The sequence below is a fragment of the Nitrospira sp. Kam-Ns4a genome, from assembly GCF_965152595.1.
In genome coordinates this window covers 695,771-713,588 of sequence record NZ_OZ224218.1, presented here as the reverse complement: position 1 = coordinate 713,588, position 17,818 = coordinate 695,771, and the positions used below count along the sequence as shown (strand labels likewise).

17 protein-coding genes, 1 tRNA gene and 2 pseudogenes are annotated in these 17,818 nt (G+C 68.1%); 14 read left to right on the top strand and 6 right to left on the bottom strand.

Translation table 11 applies throughout. The features are described from left to right. Positions 1-13 precede the first annotated feature (13 nt). On the bottom strand, positions 14-1,054 hold the full coding sequence (locus ACWHYQ_RS03520; protein ID WP_447972380.1) for an IS630 family transposase: 1,041 nt from the start codon (positions 1,052-1,054) through the stop codon (positions 14-16). A gap of 407 nt (positions 1,055-1,461) precedes the next feature. Here ACWHYQ_RS03520 and ACWHYQ_RS03515 point away from each other — a divergent pair, with 407 nt between their 5' ends. After that, positions 1,462-1,797: a hypothetical protein gene (locus ACWHYQ_RS03515; RefSeq protein WP_447974367.1), complete on the top strand. Its 336-nt coding sequence runs from the start codon at positions 1,462-1,464 to the stop codon at positions 1,795-1,797. Positions 1,798-1,997: 200 nt separating this feature from the next. Then, positions 1,998-2,405 carry a hypothetical protein gene (locus ACWHYQ_RS03510; RefSeq protein ID WP_447974366.1) on the top strand — a complete coding sequence of 136 codons (408 nt, stop codon included), beginning with the start codon at positions 1,998-2,000 and terminating at the stop codon, positions 2,403-2,405. Positions 2,406-2,488: 83 nt separating this feature from the next. Here the strand turns inward: ACWHYQ_RS03510 and nth are convergent, their stop codons facing one another. After that, the gene (nth, locus tag ACWHYQ_RS03505; RefSeq protein WP_447974365.1) at positions 2,489-3,208 is read right to left on the bottom strand and encodes an endonuclease III; all 720 of its coding nucleotides are present in this window, start codon (positions 3,206-3,208) and stop codon (positions 2,489-2,491) included. A 168-nt stretch (positions 3,209-3,376) separates the two neighbouring features. Here nth and ACWHYQ_RS03500 point away from each other — a divergent pair, with 168 nt between their 5' ends. The 6 genes and pseudogenes from ACWHYQ_RS03500 (at position 3,377) to ACWHYQ_RS03475 (ending at position 8,115) form a co-directional block, all read left to right on the top strand. Beyond that, on the top strand, positions 3,377-4,900 hold the full coding sequence (locus ACWHYQ_RS03500) for a putative bifunctional diguanylate cyclase/phosphodiesterase (RefSeq protein ID WP_447974364.1): 1,524 nt from the start codon (positions 3,377-3,379) through the stop codon (positions 4,898-4,900). 168 nt (positions 4,901-5,068) lie between these two features. Next, on the top strand, positions 5,069-5,668 hold the full coding sequence (locus ACWHYQ_RS03495) for a c-type heme family protein (RefSeq protein WP_447974363.1): 600 nt from the start codon (positions 5,069-5,071) through the stop codon (positions 5,666-5,668). Beyond that, a pseudogene (locus ACWHYQ_RS03490) lies at positions 5,665-5,901 on the top strand (hypothetical protein); the annotation flags it as partial. The gene ACWHYQ_RS03495 and the pseudogene ACWHYQ_RS03490, both read left to right, overlap by 4 nt. 101 nt (positions 5,902-6,002) lie before the next feature. Next, positions 6,003-7,061, top strand: a complete 1,059-nt coding sequence (locus ACWHYQ_RS03485; RefSeq protein ID WP_447974362.1) for an Ig-like domain-containing protein — start codon at positions 6,003-6,005, stop codon at positions 7,059-7,061. 20 nt (positions 7,062-7,081) lie between these two features. Then, complete coding sequence (locus tag ACWHYQ_RS03480) at positions 7,082-7,450, top strand: hypothetical protein (RefSeq protein WP_447974361.1); 369 nt, start codon at positions 7,082-7,084, stop codon at positions 7,448-7,450. Between the two features lie 47 nt (positions 7,451-7,497). Beyond that, the gene (locus ACWHYQ_RS03475; protein ID WP_447974360.1) at positions 7,498-8,115 is read left to right on the top strand and encodes a response regulator; all 618 of its coding nucleotides are present in this window, start codon (positions 7,498-7,500) and stop codon (positions 8,113-8,115) included. 14 nt (positions 8,116-8,129) lie between these two features. On the opposite strand, the gene ACWHYQ_RS03470 is transcribed toward ACWHYQ_RS03475, so the two are convergent. Continuing rightward, a complete protein-coding gene (locus ACWHYQ_RS03470) occupies positions 8,130-9,035 on the bottom strand; it encodes a TonB C-terminal domain-containing protein (protein ID WP_447974359.1) in 906 nt (301 codons plus the stop codon). A 205-nt stretch (positions 9,036-9,240) separates the two neighbouring features. Between ACWHYQ_RS03470 and ACWHYQ_RS03465 the strand changes: the two genes are divergently transcribed. The 5 genes and pseudogenes from ACWHYQ_RS03465 to ACWHYQ_RS03445 all read left to right on the top strand — a co-directional run bounded on the left by ACWHYQ_RS03465 (position 9,241) and on the right by ACWHYQ_RS03445 (position 13,269). Next, positions 9,241-9,318 (top strand) — tRNA-Glu (locus ACWHYQ_RS03465). A 185-nt stretch (positions 9,319-9,503) separates the two neighbouring features. Further along, positions 9,504-10,382, top strand: a complete 879-nt coding sequence (locus tag ACWHYQ_RS03460; RefSeq protein WP_447974358.1) for a formylglycine-generating enzyme family protein — start codon at positions 9,504-9,506, stop codon at positions 10,380-10,382. A gap of 106 nt (positions 10,383-10,488) precedes the next feature. Beyond that, positions 10,489-11,864: pseudogene (locus ACWHYQ_RS03455) on the top strand (nicotinate phosphoribosyltransferase). Then, positions 11,864-12,394 carry a c-type cytochrome gene (locus tag ACWHYQ_RS03450; RefSeq protein WP_447974357.1) on the top strand — a complete coding sequence of 177 codons (531 nt, stop codon included), beginning with the start codon at positions 11,864-11,866 and terminating at the stop codon, positions 12,392-12,394. The pseudogene ACWHYQ_RS03455 and the gene ACWHYQ_RS03450 overlap by 1 nt, the downstream one beginning before the upstream one ends. A gap of 71 nt (positions 12,395-12,465) precedes the next feature. After that, a complete protein-coding gene (locus ACWHYQ_RS03445) occupies positions 12,466-13,269 on the top strand; it encodes a chlorite dismutase family protein (RefSeq protein ID WP_447974356.1) in 804 nt (267 codons plus the stop codon). On the opposite strand, the gene ACWHYQ_RS03440 is transcribed toward ACWHYQ_RS03445, so the two are convergent. The 3 genes from ACWHYQ_RS03440 to bioF form a co-directional block, all read right to left on the bottom strand. Continuing rightward, positions 13,266-14,438, bottom strand: a complete 1,173-nt coding sequence (locus ACWHYQ_RS03440) for a PilT/PilU family type 4a pilus ATPase (protein ID WP_447975515.1) — start codon at positions 14,436-14,438, stop codon at positions 13,266-13,268. The genes ACWHYQ_RS03445 and ACWHYQ_RS03440 overlap by 4 nt on opposite strands. A 100-nt stretch (positions 14,439-14,538) precedes the next feature. Beyond that, positions 14,539-15,591, bottom strand: coding sequence for a type IV pilus twitching motility protein PilT (locus ACWHYQ_RS03435; RefSeq protein WP_447974355.1), 1,053 nt, complete (start codon positions 15,589-15,591; stop codon positions 14,539-14,541). Positions 15,592-15,650: 59 nt separating this feature from the next. Continuing rightward, positions 15,651-16,919, bottom strand: coding sequence for an 8-amino-7-oxononanoate synthase (bioF, locus tag ACWHYQ_RS03430; protein ID WP_447974354.1), 1,269 nt, complete (start codon positions 16,917-16,919; stop codon positions 15,651-15,653). 96 nt (positions 16,920-17,015) lie between these two features. Between bioF and ACWHYQ_RS03425 the strand changes: the two genes are divergently transcribed. Beyond that, positions 17,016-17,795: a tetratricopeptide repeat protein gene (locus ACWHYQ_RS03425; protein ID WP_447974353.1), complete on the top strand. Its 780-nt coding sequence runs from the start codon at positions 17,016-17,018 to the stop codon at positions 17,793-17,795. The last annotated feature ends 23 nt before the right edge of the window (positions 17,796-17,818 follow it).

Here is a 17,818-nt window from a genome sequence, read left to right as displayed (position 1 = left end):
TACTTGACGCCTTTCACTCAGCCGCATAGCGGACCGCAGGGTGATGGAAGAAGGATTGCACCACGGCCGGCATGCGCTGGGTGCTGCGAAGATAGCGACGGACGTTGACCGCCAGCTCATCTGCGTCCTGGGGCGGCCGACGGCCCAGCGCGTTGGTCTTGACGTCTTGGTTCAGATATTCGTCGGGATTCAGTTCCGGGCTGTAGGGTGGCAGGAAGAACAGACGCAGCCGATCGCGGTGACGGTGGAGCCACCGCTGGGTGACAGCCGCGGTATGCACGGGATGCCCATCCACAATCAGAAAGACCGGATGCCTCACGTGCCGGAGCAAGCGGTGGCAGAATCGGAGGAAGACTCGTGCGGTGAAGCGATGCCGGAACACCATAAAGTACAACCGGCCGCGATTGGTGATGGCCGAGATCATGTTGCAGCGAAAGCGCCGACCGGGGCCACGGATCACCGGGGTCTGGCCGCGCTTGCCCCAACTGGTCCCCGCCTGATGATCCGAGCGCAGCCCCATCTCATCACCCCAGTAGATCTGGGCCCCCGCGCGCTTGGCCGCTGCCCGAATTCGGGGGTACTCGACCTCCAGCCAGCGTCGCACCGCCTTCGGGTCCCGCTCGTAGGCCCGTCGCAGCGGCTTCTGCGGGGTGAAGCCCCAGGCCCGCAGGTAGCGACCGACGGTCCAGACCGACAGCCGAAGCCCGTACCGGCGCGCGATCAGCTCGCCGACCGCTTCGCGGGTCCACAAGTAGAACGGCAAGTGCATCTGCTCCGGACAGCAGTGGGTCAAGGTGCGGACGACCTGGGCCGCTTGCCAGCCCTTGAGCTGGCCGCCGCGCGGTCGGCCCCGGGGTCGCGCTTTCAGCGGGTGCCGGCCCCCCCGCGCATGGCGCTTCAACCAGGTGTACAGGGCTTGCCGACTGATGCCCAAGAGCCGACAGACTTCGGCCTTGGAGCGCCCCTGCTGCTTGACAGCGGCCACGGCCTTCTCGCGCAAGACTTCTTGAGCTTCGGGCGACAGGTGCCGCGCATCCCGGGTTCGAGCACGCATGGCCACGTGATAACCATCGCCCGTCAAATGTCAAGTATTTCATGCTCCGATTAATAAAAGATGATCCGATACCTGAGCGGTCTGGCGCGAAAGCGGCGAGCACAGTTCTGACACTGGAAGGGGAAGAAGCCCAGCAGGCTCAGGACGCGCTCCCAGCCCTTCCGGCGGAGTCGCCAGAGATGTGTGCTGCGGCAGTCAGGACAATGAAGCATGGGGGCGAGTATATCTCGCCCGGCGAGGCTCACGCTTCCCCCTATAGGGGCTAGCGGCGGCCGGGGAGCCGTGCGGTTGCTTTTCTCTCGTGACCTGTTACACTTCCCTCCGATCGGTGGGGGCGATAGGGCGGGAGGCGGCCCCGTAGGGAGGGCCATCGGGCCAAGGCGTTCCGATCAACGCAAGGAGGCACCGTGAAATCGAAAGCCTTCATGTTGCTGGTTCCCATGCTCGCTGGGTTTCTGGGGGGTGTCCTGGCCGCGGTCCTGGTGCTGGATCCGCCGCTCTGGGCCTTTGCGCCGAGTACCGCCCCCCGAATTGTCTCCGCCAATTCCTTCGTGCTGCTCGATGAAAGCGGCACCGTGCGTGGGATCTGGACGGCGACGAAGGAAGGCGCGACCGGCCTCTACATGATGCGGCGGAACGGTCAGACGGTCAGCGGGCAGTTCCTGGTTGACGCCGGCGGCGAGCCGCAGCTCACGCTCTTCGACAAGCAGGGCAATACGGTGTGGGTCGCACGGCCGAAGTAATCCCACCTCGAATGGCCGCGCCTCGGTCCCGTTGCCTCAACTTCGCCCGGGGGTGGCCCGCCCACCCATTGACAACCGCCAAGAGATTGATTAATACCCTCACTCGCCTTTGCGGCCCCTCGAAAGGACCGGGGGGAGGAAAGGACGGGAACGGGAAACGTCTTGGACAGGACAGGTTCTCTGCGAGAAAGGAGGATGGCATGGGCAGGACGGTGATGCGAGGGCTTGTAGTCTTGGTTGCGGTGCTGGCTGGCCTGGGGACATGGCTTGGCAGCCCGCTGGGGCAGTGGGGAGGCTTCGGCTCTGCGGCGGCAGAGGAGCTGAACGTCGAGAATCTCCCAAAGGATGCGAAGGCCTACCGGGCGCAGGTGGATCAGATTATCGCCAAGGTGGATGCGCTGATTGGCAAGAACAAGGACAACGCCAAGGCGCTGGCTGCAGTCCTCGATCTCATGCAGACGCGTGACAATGTCCTGCGGGAGATCTACAAGATCGAGAACCAGCCGGAGGGGTCCAAGTGGACGGCCGAGCAGATGCGGAACAGCGTGGATGCGATGTTGAAGCTCCTCAAGAACCATTATGAAAAGGTAGCCGCGCAGGCTGGCTAAGCGCTGCCTCAGACCGGCCGGTCGCGTATCGTGGCGCGGGCGCGCCTTCCCTGCTCATCGGGGTGGCGGGTGCCCGCGTTTTTTTAAGATCGCTGGGACGCTTCCTGACGCGGGACCTGCCTTGCGCCACGGGTCGTTCCCGACGCGGCGGCGGTCTGGGTCGGGTAGGGGCAAAGCCGGTTGACAGGGCAGGCCGGGCAGTCCGGCTTGCGCGCCAGGCAGACCGCTCGCCCGTGGGCCTGCAGCAGGTGGCAGAACCGGACCTTCTGGGGGTCCGGGACGAGCGGATTCAGCTCGGCTTCGATCTTGTCCGGATTGGTCTGGGTCGTCAGCCCCAGGCGCTGCGCCAAGCGCCCGACGTGGGTGTCCACGCCGATCGCCGGCTGGCCGAAGGCGTTGCCTCTGAGGATGTTGGCGGTCTTGCGCCCCACGCCAGACAGCGAGATGAGGTCGTCCAGCCGGTCCGGGACCGTCCCGCCGAAACGCCTGATCAGCTCCCGGCAGCATTCTTGAATCGCCTTCGCCTTGTTGCGGTAGAAGCCGGTGCTCCGGATCTCCGTCTCCAGCACGCGCCGGTCAAGGCCGGCCCAATCCTGGGGCGTCCGATACTTTTTGAACAGCTCCGCGGTGACCTGGTTCACCCGCTCGTCCGTGCATTGGGCGGCCAGGATCAGCGCGATCACCAGCTCGAGTGGAGTCGTGAACCGCAAGGCCAGCCGAGTGTCGGGATAGGTGCGGTCCAGTATCCGGTAGATCTCTCGGACCCGGCGTTTCTTGGCTTCCGCGGACTCCGTTCGCCCCATTGGTACGACCCGCCTCGCCGCGCTCGAAGCATGACACAGTCGCTCCGGCTCAGGCAAGCCGGGTCCCCGCTTCAGCTTTGGCCCGCTTCCGCCGACAACGGGTCTGGAGGCTTGTGACGATTGCGGGCGGGGCCGTGCCGGACCCGCCCGATCACATAGGAGCAGGTTGTGCCGCCATGTAGGCGCTGGCGCGTGCCCGCCGTCGCGGGCCTTGACCGCGTGACGCCCTTCGTGTCGCTGGGGTTGGTCGGTGCCCTGGGCCTCTTGGGGTGCCTCGGCGGGCTTGGGCTGCCCGCGCTGCTGCCGTTGCTTGCCTTCGCCCTGTGGGCCTCGGTCCGCTTGGCGCAGGCGCGCACCCAACACACGCGGACCGAGACCTCGCTCGAGACGCTGGCGCACTACGATCCGCTGACGGGCTTGCCCAACCGGCGGCTGTTCCTGGACCTGCTGCGGAAGGCGCTGGCCCGCGCGCAGCGGACGGGCCGGGCGATGGCCCTCTACGCCCTCGACCTGGACCGCTTCACGCTCATCAACGACTCGCTCGGCCATGCGGCCGGGGACCGGCTGCTCGCGGCCGTCGCGGAGCGGTTACGGGGATGCCTGCGGGTGGCCGATGTCGTGGCTCGACCGGGCGGCGACGAATTCGCTGTGATCGTGGAGGACCTCGGCGGCGCGAATGACGCCGCCGAGGTCGCCCGCCGTCTGCTCGATGCGCTGGCGGCTCCCCTGGTCGTGGATGGGCAGGAGCTCCACGTGACGGGCAGCGTGGGGGTCGCGCTGTCCCCGGCGGACGCCGCCGACCTCGATCGCCTGGTCGCCGCCGCCGACGCGGCGATGCACGCCGCCAAGCAGAACGGGAGCAGCTTCCGGTTCTATTCGGCGGAACTGAACCAGCGGACCGCCGAGCGGCTGGCTCTGGAGATGCAGTTGCGGCAGGCGCTCGCGCGGAGCGAGCTGGTTCTGCACTATCAACCGCTGCTGGACGTCCGGACCGGCGCCATTGTCGGCGTCGAAGCCCTGCTGCGCTGGCAGCACCCCGAGCGAGGGCTCGTGCCGCCCGACCTGTTCGTCCCCCTGGCGGAAGAGACCGGCCTGATCGTCCCGATCGGCGAATGGGTCCTGCGCACGGCCTGCGCGCAGGTCAAGACCTGGCAGACGGCCGGCCGCCCGTCGCTCCGCCTGGCGGTCAACCTGTCCCGCCGCCAGTTCGCGCAGGGCGACCTGCTCGCCACGATCACCCGAACGCTCCGGGAGACGGGCTTCGATCCGCGCCGGCTCGAGCTGGAGTTGACGGAGAGCCTCCTCATGCAGCATTCCCCGGAGATCCTCTCGACGCTGCAGGCCCTGCACGAGCGGGGCATCCGGCTGTCCATTGACGACTTCGGGACCGGCTACTCGTCGCTCAGCTACCTCAAGCACCTCCCGGTGGACCGCGTGAAGATTGACCGTGCGTTCCTGCGCTCGATCCCGGGCGACGACCGGGACGTCTCGATCGTGAAGGCCATCATCATGTTGGTGAGGTCCCTGAGGCTCCAGGTGACCGCTGAAGGGGTGGAGGAGCCGCAACAGGCCGATTTCCTCTGCATGCAGCGTTGCTTCGAGATGCAGGGCTTTCTCTTCAGCCCGCCCCTGTCTGCGGAAGAGTGCGCCCGGCACCTGGGCGAGTTCGCGATCGCCGGCCCGCGCGCCTAATCCGCATCAGTTTGCTCCCACCCGCCACGCACCGGCGTCCGGGCAGTCCCCTCCCGCCTGTTGCCGAGGTCTCGCCCATGTTGCACTTGACGCGCGTACCCGGCTCTGCAATAGTCTCTGCCCTGTGTCCGGACCAGGCCGGGGCGACGAGGCGGCGGGGAGGAATCCATGACACGCGCGATCGGCGAGGCCGGCGGGACGAGTGGGATGCGCACGATTCGCACGATGCGCAAGATGCGATGGCCGGCGGGCGTCGGGTTGTTGGCGCTGGCCCTCGGGCTCGGGGCGCCGACTGGCGGAGGGGCCCAGGTCACCTACGATCAGCTTGCGCGGTACATCCTGGAAACGGTGAAGGCCTTTCGGACCGCCTACGTCCTCCTCGTGGTGGACCATGTCAAGGACTCCGGCGTCCTGCCCAAAGAAGAGTGGGTCAAGGATGTCCACGCGATTCCCCTGCCGGCCCAGTTCGTCAAGGTAGCGGGCGCGGACATCGGCAGCTTCGAGATCGGGCTCATCGGCCTCACGCCCGTGTACAAGTCGAATCTTCCGAAGACCCAGGCGGAAGCCGACGCGCTCGAGAAGATGATCGCCAATCCCCAGCAGAAGATCGTGACCTTCGTCGACGGCGACCAGTTCAAGGGCCTGTCGGCCGACTTCGCGATTGTCCAATCCTGCGTGGATTGCCACAACGCCCATCCGAACAGCCCGAAGCGCGACTTCAAGAAGGGTGACGTCATGGGCGCGATCATCGTCAGGATCAAGCGATGAGAGGGGGGCGCTCCAGAGGAGCCGGGCAGGCGCTGCGCCGGGTAGGGACGGCGGGGGCGCTGGCGACGGCGCTGCTGGGCGGGATGCTGGCCTTGGCCGGGCGGGCCGGAGCCCATGTCTCGGATGAGCCCGGCGAGGTCTTCGTGCCGTTGGGCCATGCGGGCGGGGTCATAGCGGTGGCCTTCTCGCCGGACGGGCGGCAGGCGCTCTCGGCGAGCGAGGACCAGACGCTCAAGCTCTGGGACGTGGCGACCGGGCAGGAAGTCCGCTCCTTCAGCGGGCACCAAGGCGTGGTGACGGCTGCCTGGTCTTATCCGGCAGCCTCGACGGCACGATGCGGCTCTGGGAGCTCCAGAGCGGCCTTCCAATCGCGACGCTCGTCGGGTTTCGCGACGGCGAGTGGATCGTGCTCACCCCTCAGGGGTACTACAAGGCCTCGGTCGGAGGGGATGCGGACATGAGTGTGCGGATCGGCTCCCGCGTGTATGGGCTGGATCGCTTTCGCCCCACGCTCTATCGCCCGGAAGTCGTTGAAGCGGCGCTCCGGCTCGGCAGTAGCACGCAGGCGTTGGCCCAGGGCCTCGGCGGGACGAAAGACGGGCCGCCAGCCGGGCCCGACCTCCGGTTCCATGGTATCGAGCCGCCACGGGTGACGGTGCAGGCGCCGGCCGACGGCGCGACGCTGCCCGCGCCGGAGGCCACGCTCTCCATCCGAGTGGAGGACGGGCATCGCCCGATCCAGTCGGTCCGGGTCTATGTGAACGGGGCGCAGGTCGCTGAGGCGGGCGCCGCGGCCGCGCCGCGGCCGATCGGGGGCACGACCGTCCTCGCCGCGCTTCCGCTCCCCGCCGGACAGCGGGCTACAGACCTCTCGATCCCCGTGCGGCTCGAACCCGGGGTGAATGTGCTGGAAGTGGTGGCCTCGAACGGCTTCGCCGACATGCGCCGGACGCTCCGGGTGACCGCCCCGCCGCCCCGGCGGGATGCGGCGGCCCGTCACCTGCCCACCTTGTGGGTCATCGCCATCGGGATCAATATCTATCAGGACCGTGCGATCCCTTCACTCGCCTATGCCGCGGCGGACGCCGAGGCGGTGGGGAAGGCCTTCGAGCAGCAGGCGGGCAAGCTGTTCCGCGAGGTCCGTGCCTTCCGGCTGACGGACGGGCCACCTGCCCCTCAGGACTCGTCGAGCAGCCGCATGGCCCCGACCCATGAGAACATCCTCCGCCAGCTCGCCCTGCTGGGCCAGGCCGGCCGGATCTGCTGGTGTTGTTCCTCGCGGGACAGGGGGTGCGTGATGCCGCCGGCAGCTTCGTGTTCCTGCCGGCCGACGCCGCGTTGCATAGCGCCGGCACGTCCGGCCTGGCCCGGGCGATCACCTGGCACGATCTGAAGCCGGTTCTGGAGCTTCCAATGAAGAAGGTCATCTTTCTGGACGTCAGCCGCGCCGAGCTGGCGACCGAGGCCAAGGTCGGCCCGCTGGACGGCGACCGGCTCGTGAAGGACCTGCAGGAGTTCAACGCGGCGGTGTTCGCGGCGACCCGTGGACGGGAGCTGTCGCAGGAGTACGAGCGCTGGGGGCGCGGCGCCTTCGCTTTCGCGCTGGTCACGGGGCTCGGTGCCGAAGGCAAAGGCGATCTCAATAAGGACCGGCGGGTCACTGTCGCGGAACTCGACGCGTACATTTCCGACGCGGTCCCACTCATGACCAATGGCGCGCAGTCGCCGCTGACTTACACCCCCGAGGGGTACGTAGGCCTGCCGCTTGCGACGGCCGAGTGAGCGACTCGGGCCCCATTCAACGCACGATCCCTGGTGGAGGCCATTCCATGGAGATTGAGGAGAAGCGGTCAGGCCGGGACCGGAGGACCGGACAGGACCGGCGCCGGTCGGAGCGCCGAGTGGGCGAGCGGCGGGGAGTCTGCCGAGGCGGCGAGGATCGCCGGATGGCCGACCGGCGACAGGGGGAACGGCGGCGGCACGAGCGCCGCCAGACCGGGTGCGGGCCCATCCATGACCGCGGGACGCTCTTCCAGCCGCCGGCGCTGGATCGGGGCACGATCCTGGTGGTGGATGACGAGCCCATGATCCGGCAATGGCTCCAATCCGCGCTCGAGCAGTTCGGGTATACGGTCCTGCAAGCCTCAGACGGCGCGGAAGCTCTTGAACTGCTGTCGCACAACTGGGAGCCGATCCATCTCGTCCTCACGGACGTCCAAATGTCCGGCATGGACGGGCTCGAGCTGGCCGAACGCCTCGCGGTGGCCCATCCCGAGGTGAAGGTGCTCTTCATGTCCGGCCACTTCCCCAGTGGCGGCGACCCAGAACGGATCGCCCGGGTGGCTGCCCACTACCTGCCCAAGCCTTTCACGGTCGAAGTACTGATCGCCAGAATTCGCGCGCTCCTGGGCCGGGAAGACGCAGGCCCCGCGGAGCCGCCGGGCTAGGAAGGGGCGCGGGCTCAGCGCCGAGCGCCTGGCAAATCGAGATGGACCTCGACCGAGGACTCGCGGACGGCGGGCGGGAAGGGGGGGAAGGGCAGAGAGGCGAGCACCGCCTGCAGGCCGGCCTCGTCCACCCTGGGGTCTCCTGAACTGCGCTCGACTTGGATCAGTTGCGCGAACCCGTCGGCGTAGAGTCTGAACCGGACGCGAAGGCCGCGGGCGGCAGCGCGCGACCCGATCTGCGCGAGTTGATGTTGCCAGCGTCGGCTCAGCGCTTCCCGAACCGCTCTCCAGTACACCGGGCTTTGGGCCGCGGGAGAACCGCTGCCGAGATCCTCCTCTTGCACCTCCTCGGGGGGCAGGACGGGCTGGCCCTGGGCCGCTGGCTGCTCAGGGGCCGAGGCGGGATCCGGCATGGGCGCTGGCTTGTCCGCGCTGGGCGCGGGGTCGGCCGCGTCGGGGCGTGTCGCAGGGGGCTGAGTTCCGACCGTGAGGTACACCGTGCGCTTGAGCACCGGCTCGATGCGCATCCCCCGGAGGCGGGCGATGGCGACCTCAATCCGCAGGGCGCGGTCATCCATCCCCACCGCGAAGGGCCGAGGCTCGAACACCACGGATGTGACAGGGGCCCCTGAGGGCCCATCGGGCAGCAGGGGCGCGAGCCTTCTGGGGAAGGCGGGGCTCTCGAAGATGGCCACGAGCTCTTCCGCGCCGGTGGACTTCCACTCCATCAAGCGGACCGACAGGGCGAAGGCCTGTCCCGGGGCGAGTGGGCCGGTCTCGCTTCCTCCGGGGAGGTCGAACTGCAGGGTCGGGCCGGCCTGGGGACCCTCGCCAGCCGAACGGGGGGGCAGCCACGCGGAGAGGAAGACCGCAGCGCAGCAGGCGGCGGTGCAGAGCTCCCGGGCTGTACGGCCACCCATCGTGTGACTCCCAGTCGGCACCGCGCTCACGGGGGCAGACCCTGGCTGCGGCGCAGCAGTTCTTAGCAGATCGCCGGGCGCTGCGCAAGGAGCCCCGACCGCCGGCGCGGTTCCCGGTTGCGATTTCAGCTTGTTTGCATTACTGTATGGGCGCACGGCGGACTTCCTGGACGGTCATTGCTGGCATCATCCATCACCAACGGTCGTCCCCATCGTCTAGCCAGGCCTAGGACGCCGGCCTTTCAAGCCGGCAACACGGGTTCAAATCCCGTTGGGGACGCCACCTCGCTTGCGCGGCCGCGAGCCCCCGATCCTGTGGCGAGCGGCTCCTGCCGCTCCGTCCAGAGGTGTTGACTTCCGCCCGCATTTGACCCATCCTCATACTTGCATTTCCTGAGGCCGGATCTCTTCCGGCCGATCCATCCTTCACTCCGGAGCTTTCATGAGCGGGGGGCGGCGATGAGAAGCGTGACCAGAACGATCCTGCAGGCCGGCGTCCTGATCCTGGCCGGGACCCTGACCCTGGGGGCTGGCGGGCAGCCCGATGGCAAGGACAGCGCGGGTGCCTCCGATCAGGAGGGGATTCCGATGGGGAAGGACGGCGCGCCGATGATTCTGATCCCCGAAGGCTGCTTCAAAATGGGCACGGACAACGTGGGAACGGAGCAGTTCCAGGGCTTTCCCAACGAGAGCCCCGAGCACACCGTCTGTCTGAAGCCCTACTACATTGATCAGTTCGAGGTCACGATCGCTCTCTACGCGAAGTTCCTGGAGGAGACCAAATACGATCCTCCCTCGCTCTGGGACGACGAGGCGGTCGCGACGGCGGGCGATCGCCCGGTGGTCGGCGTGACCTGGACGGCGGCCGAGGCCTACTGCAAGTGGGCGGGCAAGCGGTTGCCGACGGAGGCCGAGTGGGAGAAGGCTGCCCGCGGGACGGACGGACGGCGCTATCCTTGGGGGCACATGCAGCCGTTCGTGGACATCGCCAACTACAACCGCGGCCAGTGGGTGAGCTATCCGATCACGCTGGCACCAGTCAAGAGCGGCATCGCGGGGATGAGCGTGCGCCACGGCACGAAGCAGGGAGGGCGCAGCCCCTACGGCCTGTACCATATGGCGGGCAATGCAGCGGAATGGGTGGCCGATTGGTACGAGCGCGATTATTACAGCAAGAGCCCCAAGGACAATCCAACCGGACCTGTGAGCGGGGACCGCAAGGTCTTCCGCGGCGGGAGCTGGAACGACCCGCCCCGCAACCTGCGGGTGACCGCCCGGTTTGTCGCCGAGCCTTCCTACGAGGATCAAACGATCGGATTCCGGTGCGCGATGGACGCGCCAAAGTGATCTTGCGAAGGGCGCCGCGGGCCCGCGGCGCCTGCCCCGTCTCGCCACGAGTTCCCCTTCTGAGATAGGCAGCCCCATGCGACCAGGCTTCGTCACCGAAGAGAACATGGCGCTGCTCACGGACCTGTACGAGCTGACCATGGCCGCCAGCTATTTCGAGCACCGGCCCCGGGACCGGGCCACCTTCGACCTGTTCGTCCGGCGGCTGCCGCCCCAGCGCTCGTATCTGATTTTCGCCGGCCTGGAGCAGGCGCTGTTCTACCTGACCCGCCTCTCGTTCGGCGCCGAAGCGATCCGCTACCTGCGCGCCACGCGGCTGTTTGCCGAGCCGTTCCTGGCGTACCTGAGCCGGCTGCGGTTCCGCGGGGACGTGGACGCGATGCCGGAAGGGACCGTCTTCTTCGCGAACGAGCCGGTGCTGCGCGTGACGGCGACGCTCGTGGAAGCCCAGCTCGTGGAGACCTTCCTGGTGAACACGGTGACGTTCCAAACGCTGATTGCGTCGAAAGCCGCCCGGGTCGTGGAGGCCGCGCAGGGCCGCCCGGTCGTGGAGTTCGGGCAGCGCCGGGCACAGGGCCTGGACGCGGCGGTCAAGGCCGCCCGCAGCGCCTACCTCGCAGGATGCGTCGGGACCTCGAGTGTGCTGGCCGGACAGCTCTACGGGCTCCCGATCTTCGGGACGATGGCGCACGCGTTCGTCCAGGCCTACGCCTCCGAGCTGGACGCCTTTCGCGCCTTCGTGGAGACCTTTCCGGAGGGGACCACCCTCCTGATCGATACGTATGATACGCTGGAAGGCGCCCGGCGGGCTGGGCAGGTGGCCCGGGAGCTGGCGCGCCGCGGGCGCCGCCTCGGGGGCGTCCGGCTCGACAGCGGGGACCTGGCGGAGCTGAGCCGGCGCGTGCGGCGGATCCTCGACGCCCAGCGCCTGCACGACGTGCAGATCTTCGCGAGCGGGAACCTCACGGAGGCCCGGGTGGCCGAGGTCCTCCGCCAGCGGGCGCCGATTGACGCGTTCGGCGTGGGTACCGACCTGAGCGTCTCCGGCGATGCGCCGAGCCTGGACTCGGTCTACAAGCTGAGCGAAGTCGAGCGCGACGGGCGCTGGGTCCCCGCGCTCAAGCTCAGCCCCGGGAAGCAGACCTTTCCCGGCCGGAAGCAGGTGTACCGGCGCGAGCGCGACGGGCGGTTGCTCGAGGACGTGCTGGCGCTGGAAGGGGAGCCCGTCCGCGGGCGGCCCCTGCTGCGCCCGGTGCTGCGCGGGGCCGGCCGGTCGCCCCGCTGCCGACGCTCGCGGAAAGCCGCCGGCACGCGGCCCATGAGCGGGCCGCGCTCCCGGCGCGCCTGCGACGGCTGGAGGTGAGCCGGCCCTATCCGGTCCGGGTCAGCGCAGGGCTGGCGCGGCTGACGGAGGCCTGCCGGCAGGCGATCGGGGGAGGGACGGAGGCGGTGGCCACCGACCGGGCGGCCCACGGGACCTAATGGAACCGGTCAAGGACGCCGAGCGTGGCCCCAAGCGGCCGCGCACCGAGCAGGAGTGGACCCTGATCGTCGTCACGATCTCGCTGGGGCTCATGCTGTTGTCGTTCCTGTACCTCGGGCCGAAGAAAAAGGGCCCGGCGCCGCCGCCCGAGACGCCGGTCCAGGTGACGCCCGAGTCGGTGCCGCTGGTGACCGGGGAAGAAACGGTCAGCACCATCTTCACGAAGGCCGGCTGCGCGGTCTGCCACACGATCCCCGGCATCCCGGGAGCTGACGGACGGGTGGGGCCAAAGCTCGTGCTGGGGACTACCGGACCGGAGCGCCTGGCCAATCCCAAATACCGCGGCAAGGCCAAGACGGTGCGGGAATACATCGTCGAGTCCGTCCTCGATCCCGGTGCCTACGAGGTGCCGGGGTTCCCTAAGCGCGCCATGCCGCGCTGGTACGGGCAGAAGTTGAGCGCGGCTGCCCTGGACAAGATCGCAGCCTATCTGGAGGGGCTGAAGGAGGAGCCGCTGGCGGGCTCGTGAGCCGACGGGGTCCCGAGGGAACCCTGCCGCTCCCGGGTGCCAGTCGGTTCTCTGTGGAAAGGAGGTCGCTCATGGGAACGCGCATGCGTGCGCTGATCGTCGGAGCCTGCCTCGTGGCGTTCGCGCTGTCCGGGGCCTCGCCGCTTCGGGCAGCGGGCCCGATTGACCGTGCGAAGATCCTCACGGACACGGGCGTCTACGGCACCTACGCGCTGTTCAGGATTGATCCCGAGTGGTACCGACTCGACCGCGCCTCGCGGGACCGGGGCGTCGCGGAGGCCAAGGCGGTGCTCGCGCGGCACGCGGACACGGTGCTGGTCGAGACGTACCTGGTGCGGGGCCTGCTGGAGAACGCGGACTTTCTCCTCCGGCTACACGCCTACGAGCTGGCCCGGAATCAGGAGCTGCTGGTGGATCTGATGGCGACGGAGTTCGGCCACTACCTCCGGAACACCCAGACGCTGAACGGGCTGACCAAGCCGCTAAACTACCTGCCGAAGCTCGAAGACCTGAGCGCGAAGATGAAGGCGGCGCTGACGGACGCGGGGCCGATGCCCTACGCGATCGTGGTCCCGATCAAGAAGGATGCGGCCTGGTGGCTGAGCTCCGAGGAGTCGCGTCTAGAGATGATGAAGGAGCACACCGAAGCGACTTTGGGGTATCTGAAAACGGTCCGGCGCAAGCTGTACCACTCGACGGGGCTGGACGACTGGGACTTCGTGACCTACTTCGAGACTGCGAAGCTGGAGGACTTCCACAACCTGGTGCTGAACCTCAAGCGGGTCCGGGAGAACCGCCACAACGAGCGGGTCGGGCACCCGACCATCCTGGGCACGGCGCGGGGGGTGGACGCGTTGTTCGACGCGCTGCGCTAGAATTTTCTCACCGGTCCGCCCGGCGGCAGGCCCTTGATCTGGAACCCCGGCGTCTTGCCCAGCTCGTCCTTGGCGGCGACGCCCGCGCCTTCCTCGTCCTCCCCCTTCAACAACCCGGCCAGCTTGATCTTGAGCCGCAGGTTGTTGGCGCTGTCCGCATTGGCCAGGGCTTGGTCCAGGCTGATCTTGCCTTCCTTGTAAAACTGGAAGAGGACGTGGTCGAAGGTCTGGCAGCCTTCCTGTACCCCCTGCTCCATCGCCTCCTTGAGGCTGTCCACCTCGCCTTTCTTGATCAGGTCCTTCACCCGCGGCGTGTCCATGAGGATCTCGAGCGCGGCCACGCGCTTGCCGTCCACGCCGGGGATCAGCCGCTGCGAGATGATGGCCCGGAGGTTCATGGAGAGTTGCAGGTAGATCTGGGGATGCCGCTGGGCGGGGAAGAAGTTCATGATACGCTCGATCGCCTGGTTCGCGTTGTTCGCGTGCAAGGTCCCGAGGCAGAGGTGGCCGGTCTCGGCGAAGGCGATCGCGGCCTCCATGGTCTCGGTGTCGCGGATCTCGCCGATCAGGATGACGTCGGGCGCCTGGCGGAGCGTGTTCTTGAGCGCGGCCGAGAACGAGAGGGTGTCAAACCCGACCTCGCGCTGGGTGATGACCGACTGCTTGTGCCGGTGGACGAACTCCACCGGGTCCTCGATCGTGACGATGTGGCCGGGGGCCGTGGTGTTGCGGTGGTCGATCATCGCTGCGAGCGAGGTGGACTTGCCGGAGCCGGTGGCCCCGACGAACAGGACCAACCCGCGCTTGCTCATCGCGATGTCCTTGATGATCGGGGGCAGCCCGAGCTTGTCAATCGGCGTGATCTCCACCTTGATCTGCCGGATGACGAACCCGACGTTGCCGCGCTGCCGGAAGATGTTCACCCGGAACCGGCCCAGCTCGGGATAGTGGAGCGCAAGGTTCATCTCCATCTGCTCCTCGAACTCCTTCCGCTGCTTCTCCCGCATGATCTCGCGGGCGAGGCCTTCGAGCTCCTCGTTCGTGAAGGGAGTGGTCCCGATGGGCTGGGTGACGCCCTCGATCCGGTACATGGGCGGCAGATCTACGGTCAAATAGATGTCGGATGCGTTGCGCTCGACCATGACCTTCAGGAGCTCGCGGATGTCCACCATATGCGAACCTCGCGTGGCCGAACCGTTGTGAGTGTTGCGGTATGAGTCGAGGCTTCTCCGATTCAACGCTCAACATGCATAATGCAAAACTCGGAAATTATGCGACGCCGGCGGCGCCGAACAAGTTCGGGGTCATGCTCCGGCTCTGGGCCTCGGCCTTCGTGACCAGCCCCTTGGCTACGAGGTCCATGAGCGCCATGTCCATGGTCTGCATCCCGTCTTTCTTGCTCGCCTGCATGATGCCCGGGATTTGGTGGAGCTTGGCCTCGCGGATTAGGTTCCGGACCGCCGTCGTGGCGACCATGATCTCCAGCGCGGCCACCCGGCCGCCGGTTTTCTTCTTCAGCAGGGTCTGCGTGATGACGCCCTCGATGGATTCGGCGAACTGGGCGCGGATCTGCGCCTGCTGGTTCGGCGGAAAGACGTCGATGATACGGTCCACGGTTTTGGGCGCGCTGGAGGTGTGCAGGGTGCCGAAGACCAGATGGCCGGTCTCCGCGGCGGTCAGTGCGAGCTGGATCGTCTCGAGGTCCCGTAGCTCGCCGACCAGGATGATGTCGGGGTCCTCGCGGAGGGCGGACCGGAGCGCATTCGCGAACGAATGGGTGTGCGGGCCCAGCTCCCGCTGGTTGACCAGGCATTTCTTGGACTTGTGGACGAACTCGATCGGATCCTCGATCGTCAGGATGTGGCCTTCGAAGGTGTCGTTCAGGTAGTCCAGCATGGCGGCCAGGGTCGTGGATTTACCGGAGCCGGTCGGGCCGGTCACCAGGATCAGGCCCTTCTCCTTGTCGCAGAGCTGGCGGATGACCGGCGGCATGCCGAGTTGCTCGAGCGACAGGATCTTCGTCGGGATCGTCCGGAAGACGGCCGCCTCGCCCCGCCGCTGCAGGAAGACGTTGACGCGGAACCGGGCGATTTCGCCCAGCTCGAAGGAGAAATCGCACTCGTGGGTCTCCTGGAAAACGCGACGCTGCGCGTCGTTCATCATGTCGAAGACCATCGCATGGACCTCCTCCTTGGTCAGCGGCGGATGGTCCAGCTTCTTGAGGTCCCCATGGATGCGCAGCATGGGCGGCTCGCCCGCGCTGAGGTGGCAGTCCGAGGCGCTTTGCTCAACGCCGAAGGTGAGTAACTGGGTGATGTCCATCGGTTCCTCCCCCTAAGGACCGGATGGGGAGCGATGATAGCACAGCTCGCCGGGGCCGGCTACGCAGGCGGGGATTTGGTGCAGGCCGACCCCGGGCCGGCTTCGCCGATCAACCCCAGTTCGCGGCCGGCAGTCTCGAAGGCGTTGAGCGCCGTCTCGATCTGCTCCGGCGTATGCTCGGCCGTCACGGTCGTGCGAATCCGGCTCGTCTCTTTGGGGACGGTCGGAGGCCGGATCGCCGGCGCAAAGACGCCGAGCTGCCACAGCCGCTCCGCCAGCGCGAGGGCTTGCGCCGGGTCGCCGATCAGGACCGGGATAATCGGGCTTTCCGTCTCCGTCGTCCGGAACCCCAAGGCGACGAGCCCGGCGTGGAGGCGCTTGCGGTTCTCCCAGAGCCGGGCCCGGCGCTCCGGCTCCTGCGCAACAAGCTCCAGCGCGGCGACCGTCGCGGCGGCGAGCGCCGGCGGCGGCGCGGTCGTGTAGAGGAAGGGCCGCGCCCGGTTGATCAGGTACTCGATGAACCTGGCCGGGCCCGCCACGTAGGCGCCGCTCGTCCCGAGGGCCTTGCCGAGCGTCCCCATCTGGAACGGGAGGCGGGCCTCCACGCCGAAGTGCTCGGCGAGGCCGCGCCCGTGCGCGCCCAGCACCCCGGTCCCGTGCGCGTCGTCCACGAGGAGCCGCGCGCCGTACCGGTCGGCCAGGGCCAAGAGGTCGGGCAGGGGCGCGAGGTCCCCGTCCATGCTGAAGACCCCGTCGGTGACGATGAGCGGCTTCCGGCGGCGCGCGTGCTTGGCCAGCAGGTGCTCCAGGTGGTTGAGGTCCCGATGGCGGAACACCCGGAAGGTCGCCCCGCTGAGCCGGCAGCCGTCGATCAGGCTCGCGTGGCAGAGGCGGTCCGCGAAGACCACGTCGTCCGGGCCGGCGAGGACCGGGATCAGGCCGAGGTTGGCCAGGTAGCCGGAGCCGAAGACCAGCGCGGCCTCCGTGTGCTTGAAGCGCGCCAGCGCCGCCTCCAACTCCTGGTGCGGCGGGAGCGTCCCGGAGATCAGGCGCGCGGCGCCGGCGCCGACGCCGTAGCGGCCGATCGCCTCGATCGCCGCCTGCTTGAGCCGCGGATGCGCCGCCAGCCCCAGGTAGTCGTTCGAGGCCAGCAGGATCACCGCGCGGCCCTCGACCGTGACGACCGGGCCGGTCGCCGACGCCACGAGCCGCAGGCGGCGCAGCAGTCCCCGGTCGGCAAGCTGGCGCAGCTCCTCGTCGAACATGGCCCGGTACGCTACCCCCGTGGCTTCGGCCCTGTCAACGCCGGCGCGGCGGATGCACGCCACCGCGAGCGACGCTTCACGAGCGACGAGCGGCGCTGCGCATCCTCCGGAACGCGGCGTTGACAAGACGCGCAGGACGCGCGTATAACCCGTTCACCCATGCCGTACAAGATCAAAATCGAGTCCAAGCGCGCGCCGGTGGACGAAGCCGACCTGCTGAGCGGGGCGGAGCGCTTTCTGTTCTGGGTGGAGCAGAACCGAAAGGCCGTCCTGGTCGGGCTGGCCGTCTTCCTGCTCGTGGTGGCGGGGATCGCCGGTGTGATCTGGTATGACCTGCGCAATGCAGAGCGCGCCGCCGAGCTGAGCGCGCAGGCGACCCGGCTGTACCTGGACCGCCCACTCGACCAGCCGGCCAAGGCCAGCGATAATCTCAAGCAGGCCATCGCGCTGTACCGGCAGATCGTGGAGCAGTTCCCGCGTAGCCCCAGCGCGCCGATCGCCCTCTTCGAGCTGGGGAACGCCTTGATGCAGGCCAACGACGTCACGGGCGCGCTCGAGGCCTATCGGAAGTTCATCGCGGCCTACGGGGCCAACAAGACCCTGCTCGGGTTGGTGTATCAGCGGATGGGCTACGCGCACCTGGTGAACGGAGACCGCGAGCAGGCGCTCAAGGCCTTTACGGCGGTGCTGGAGGTCCCCGGCGCGGTCAACAAGGATCAGGCCCTCTTCGAGCTGGGCAAGCTGGAGGAGGCGATGGATCGGCCTGAAGGCGCCCTGGCCCGCTACCAGGACCTGATGAAGAGCTATCCCAACTCTCCCTTCGCCGGTGAGGCCTCGGTGCGCCTGAAGGCGCTGGAAGCGAAGAAGGGCCCGGCGCCCGCTGCGCCTGCATCCGCGGCGGGCCAGGCCGCCCCGACAAACCCGCCACCGACACCCTGATTGCTGCGCGGCCCGAACGGGAA

Coding starts and splice junctions, on each gene's coding strand:
- ACWHYQ_RS03435 (WP_447974355.1), bottom strand. CDS start 15,591: ATGGACATCACCCAGTTACTCACCTTCGGCGTTGAGCAAAGCGCCTCG.
- ACWHYQ_RS03450 (WP_447974357.1), top strand. CDS start 11,864: ATGGAACCGGTCAAGGACGCCGAGCGTGGCCCCAAGCGGCCGCGCACC.
- ACWHYQ_RS03470 (WP_447974359.1), bottom strand. CDS start 9,035: ATGGGTGGCCGTACAGCCCGGGAGCTCTGCACCGCCGCCTGCTGCGCT.
- ACWHYQ_RS03510 (WP_447974366.1), top strand. CDS start 1,998: ATGGGCAGGACGGTGATGCGAGGGCTTGTAGTCTTGGTTGCGGTGCTG.
- ACWHYQ_RS03485 (WP_447974362.1), top strand. CDS start 6,003: ATGCGGCTCTGGGAGCTCCAGAGCGGCCTTCCAATCGCGACGCTCGTC.
- nth (WP_447974365.1), bottom strand. CDS start 3,208: ATGGGGCGAACGGAGTCCGCGGAAGCCAAGAAACGCCGGGTCCGAGAG.
- ACWHYQ_RS03480 (WP_447974361.1), top strand. CDS start 7,082: ATGAAGAAGGTCATCTTTCTGGACGTCAGCCGCGCCGAGCTGGCGACC.
- ACWHYQ_RS03520 (WP_447972380.1), bottom strand. CDS start 1,054: ATGCGTGCTCGAACCCGGGATGCGCGGCACCTGTCGCCCGAAGCTCAA.
- ACWHYQ_RS03475 (WP_447974360.1), top strand. CDS start 7,498: ATGGAGATTGAGGAGAAGCGGTCAGGCCGGGACCGGAGGACCGGACAG.
- ACWHYQ_RS03445 (WP_447974356.1), top strand. CDS start 12,466: ATGGGAACGCGCATGCGTGCGCTGATCGTCGGAGCCTGCCTCGTGGCG.
- ACWHYQ_RS03495 (WP_447974363.1), top strand. CDS start 5,069: ATGACACGCGCGATCGGCGAGGCCGGCGGGACGAGTGGGATGCGCACG.
- ACWHYQ_RS03425 (WP_447974353.1), top strand. CDS start 17,016: ATGCCGTACAAGATCAAAATCGAGTCCAAGCGCGCGCCGGTGGACGAA.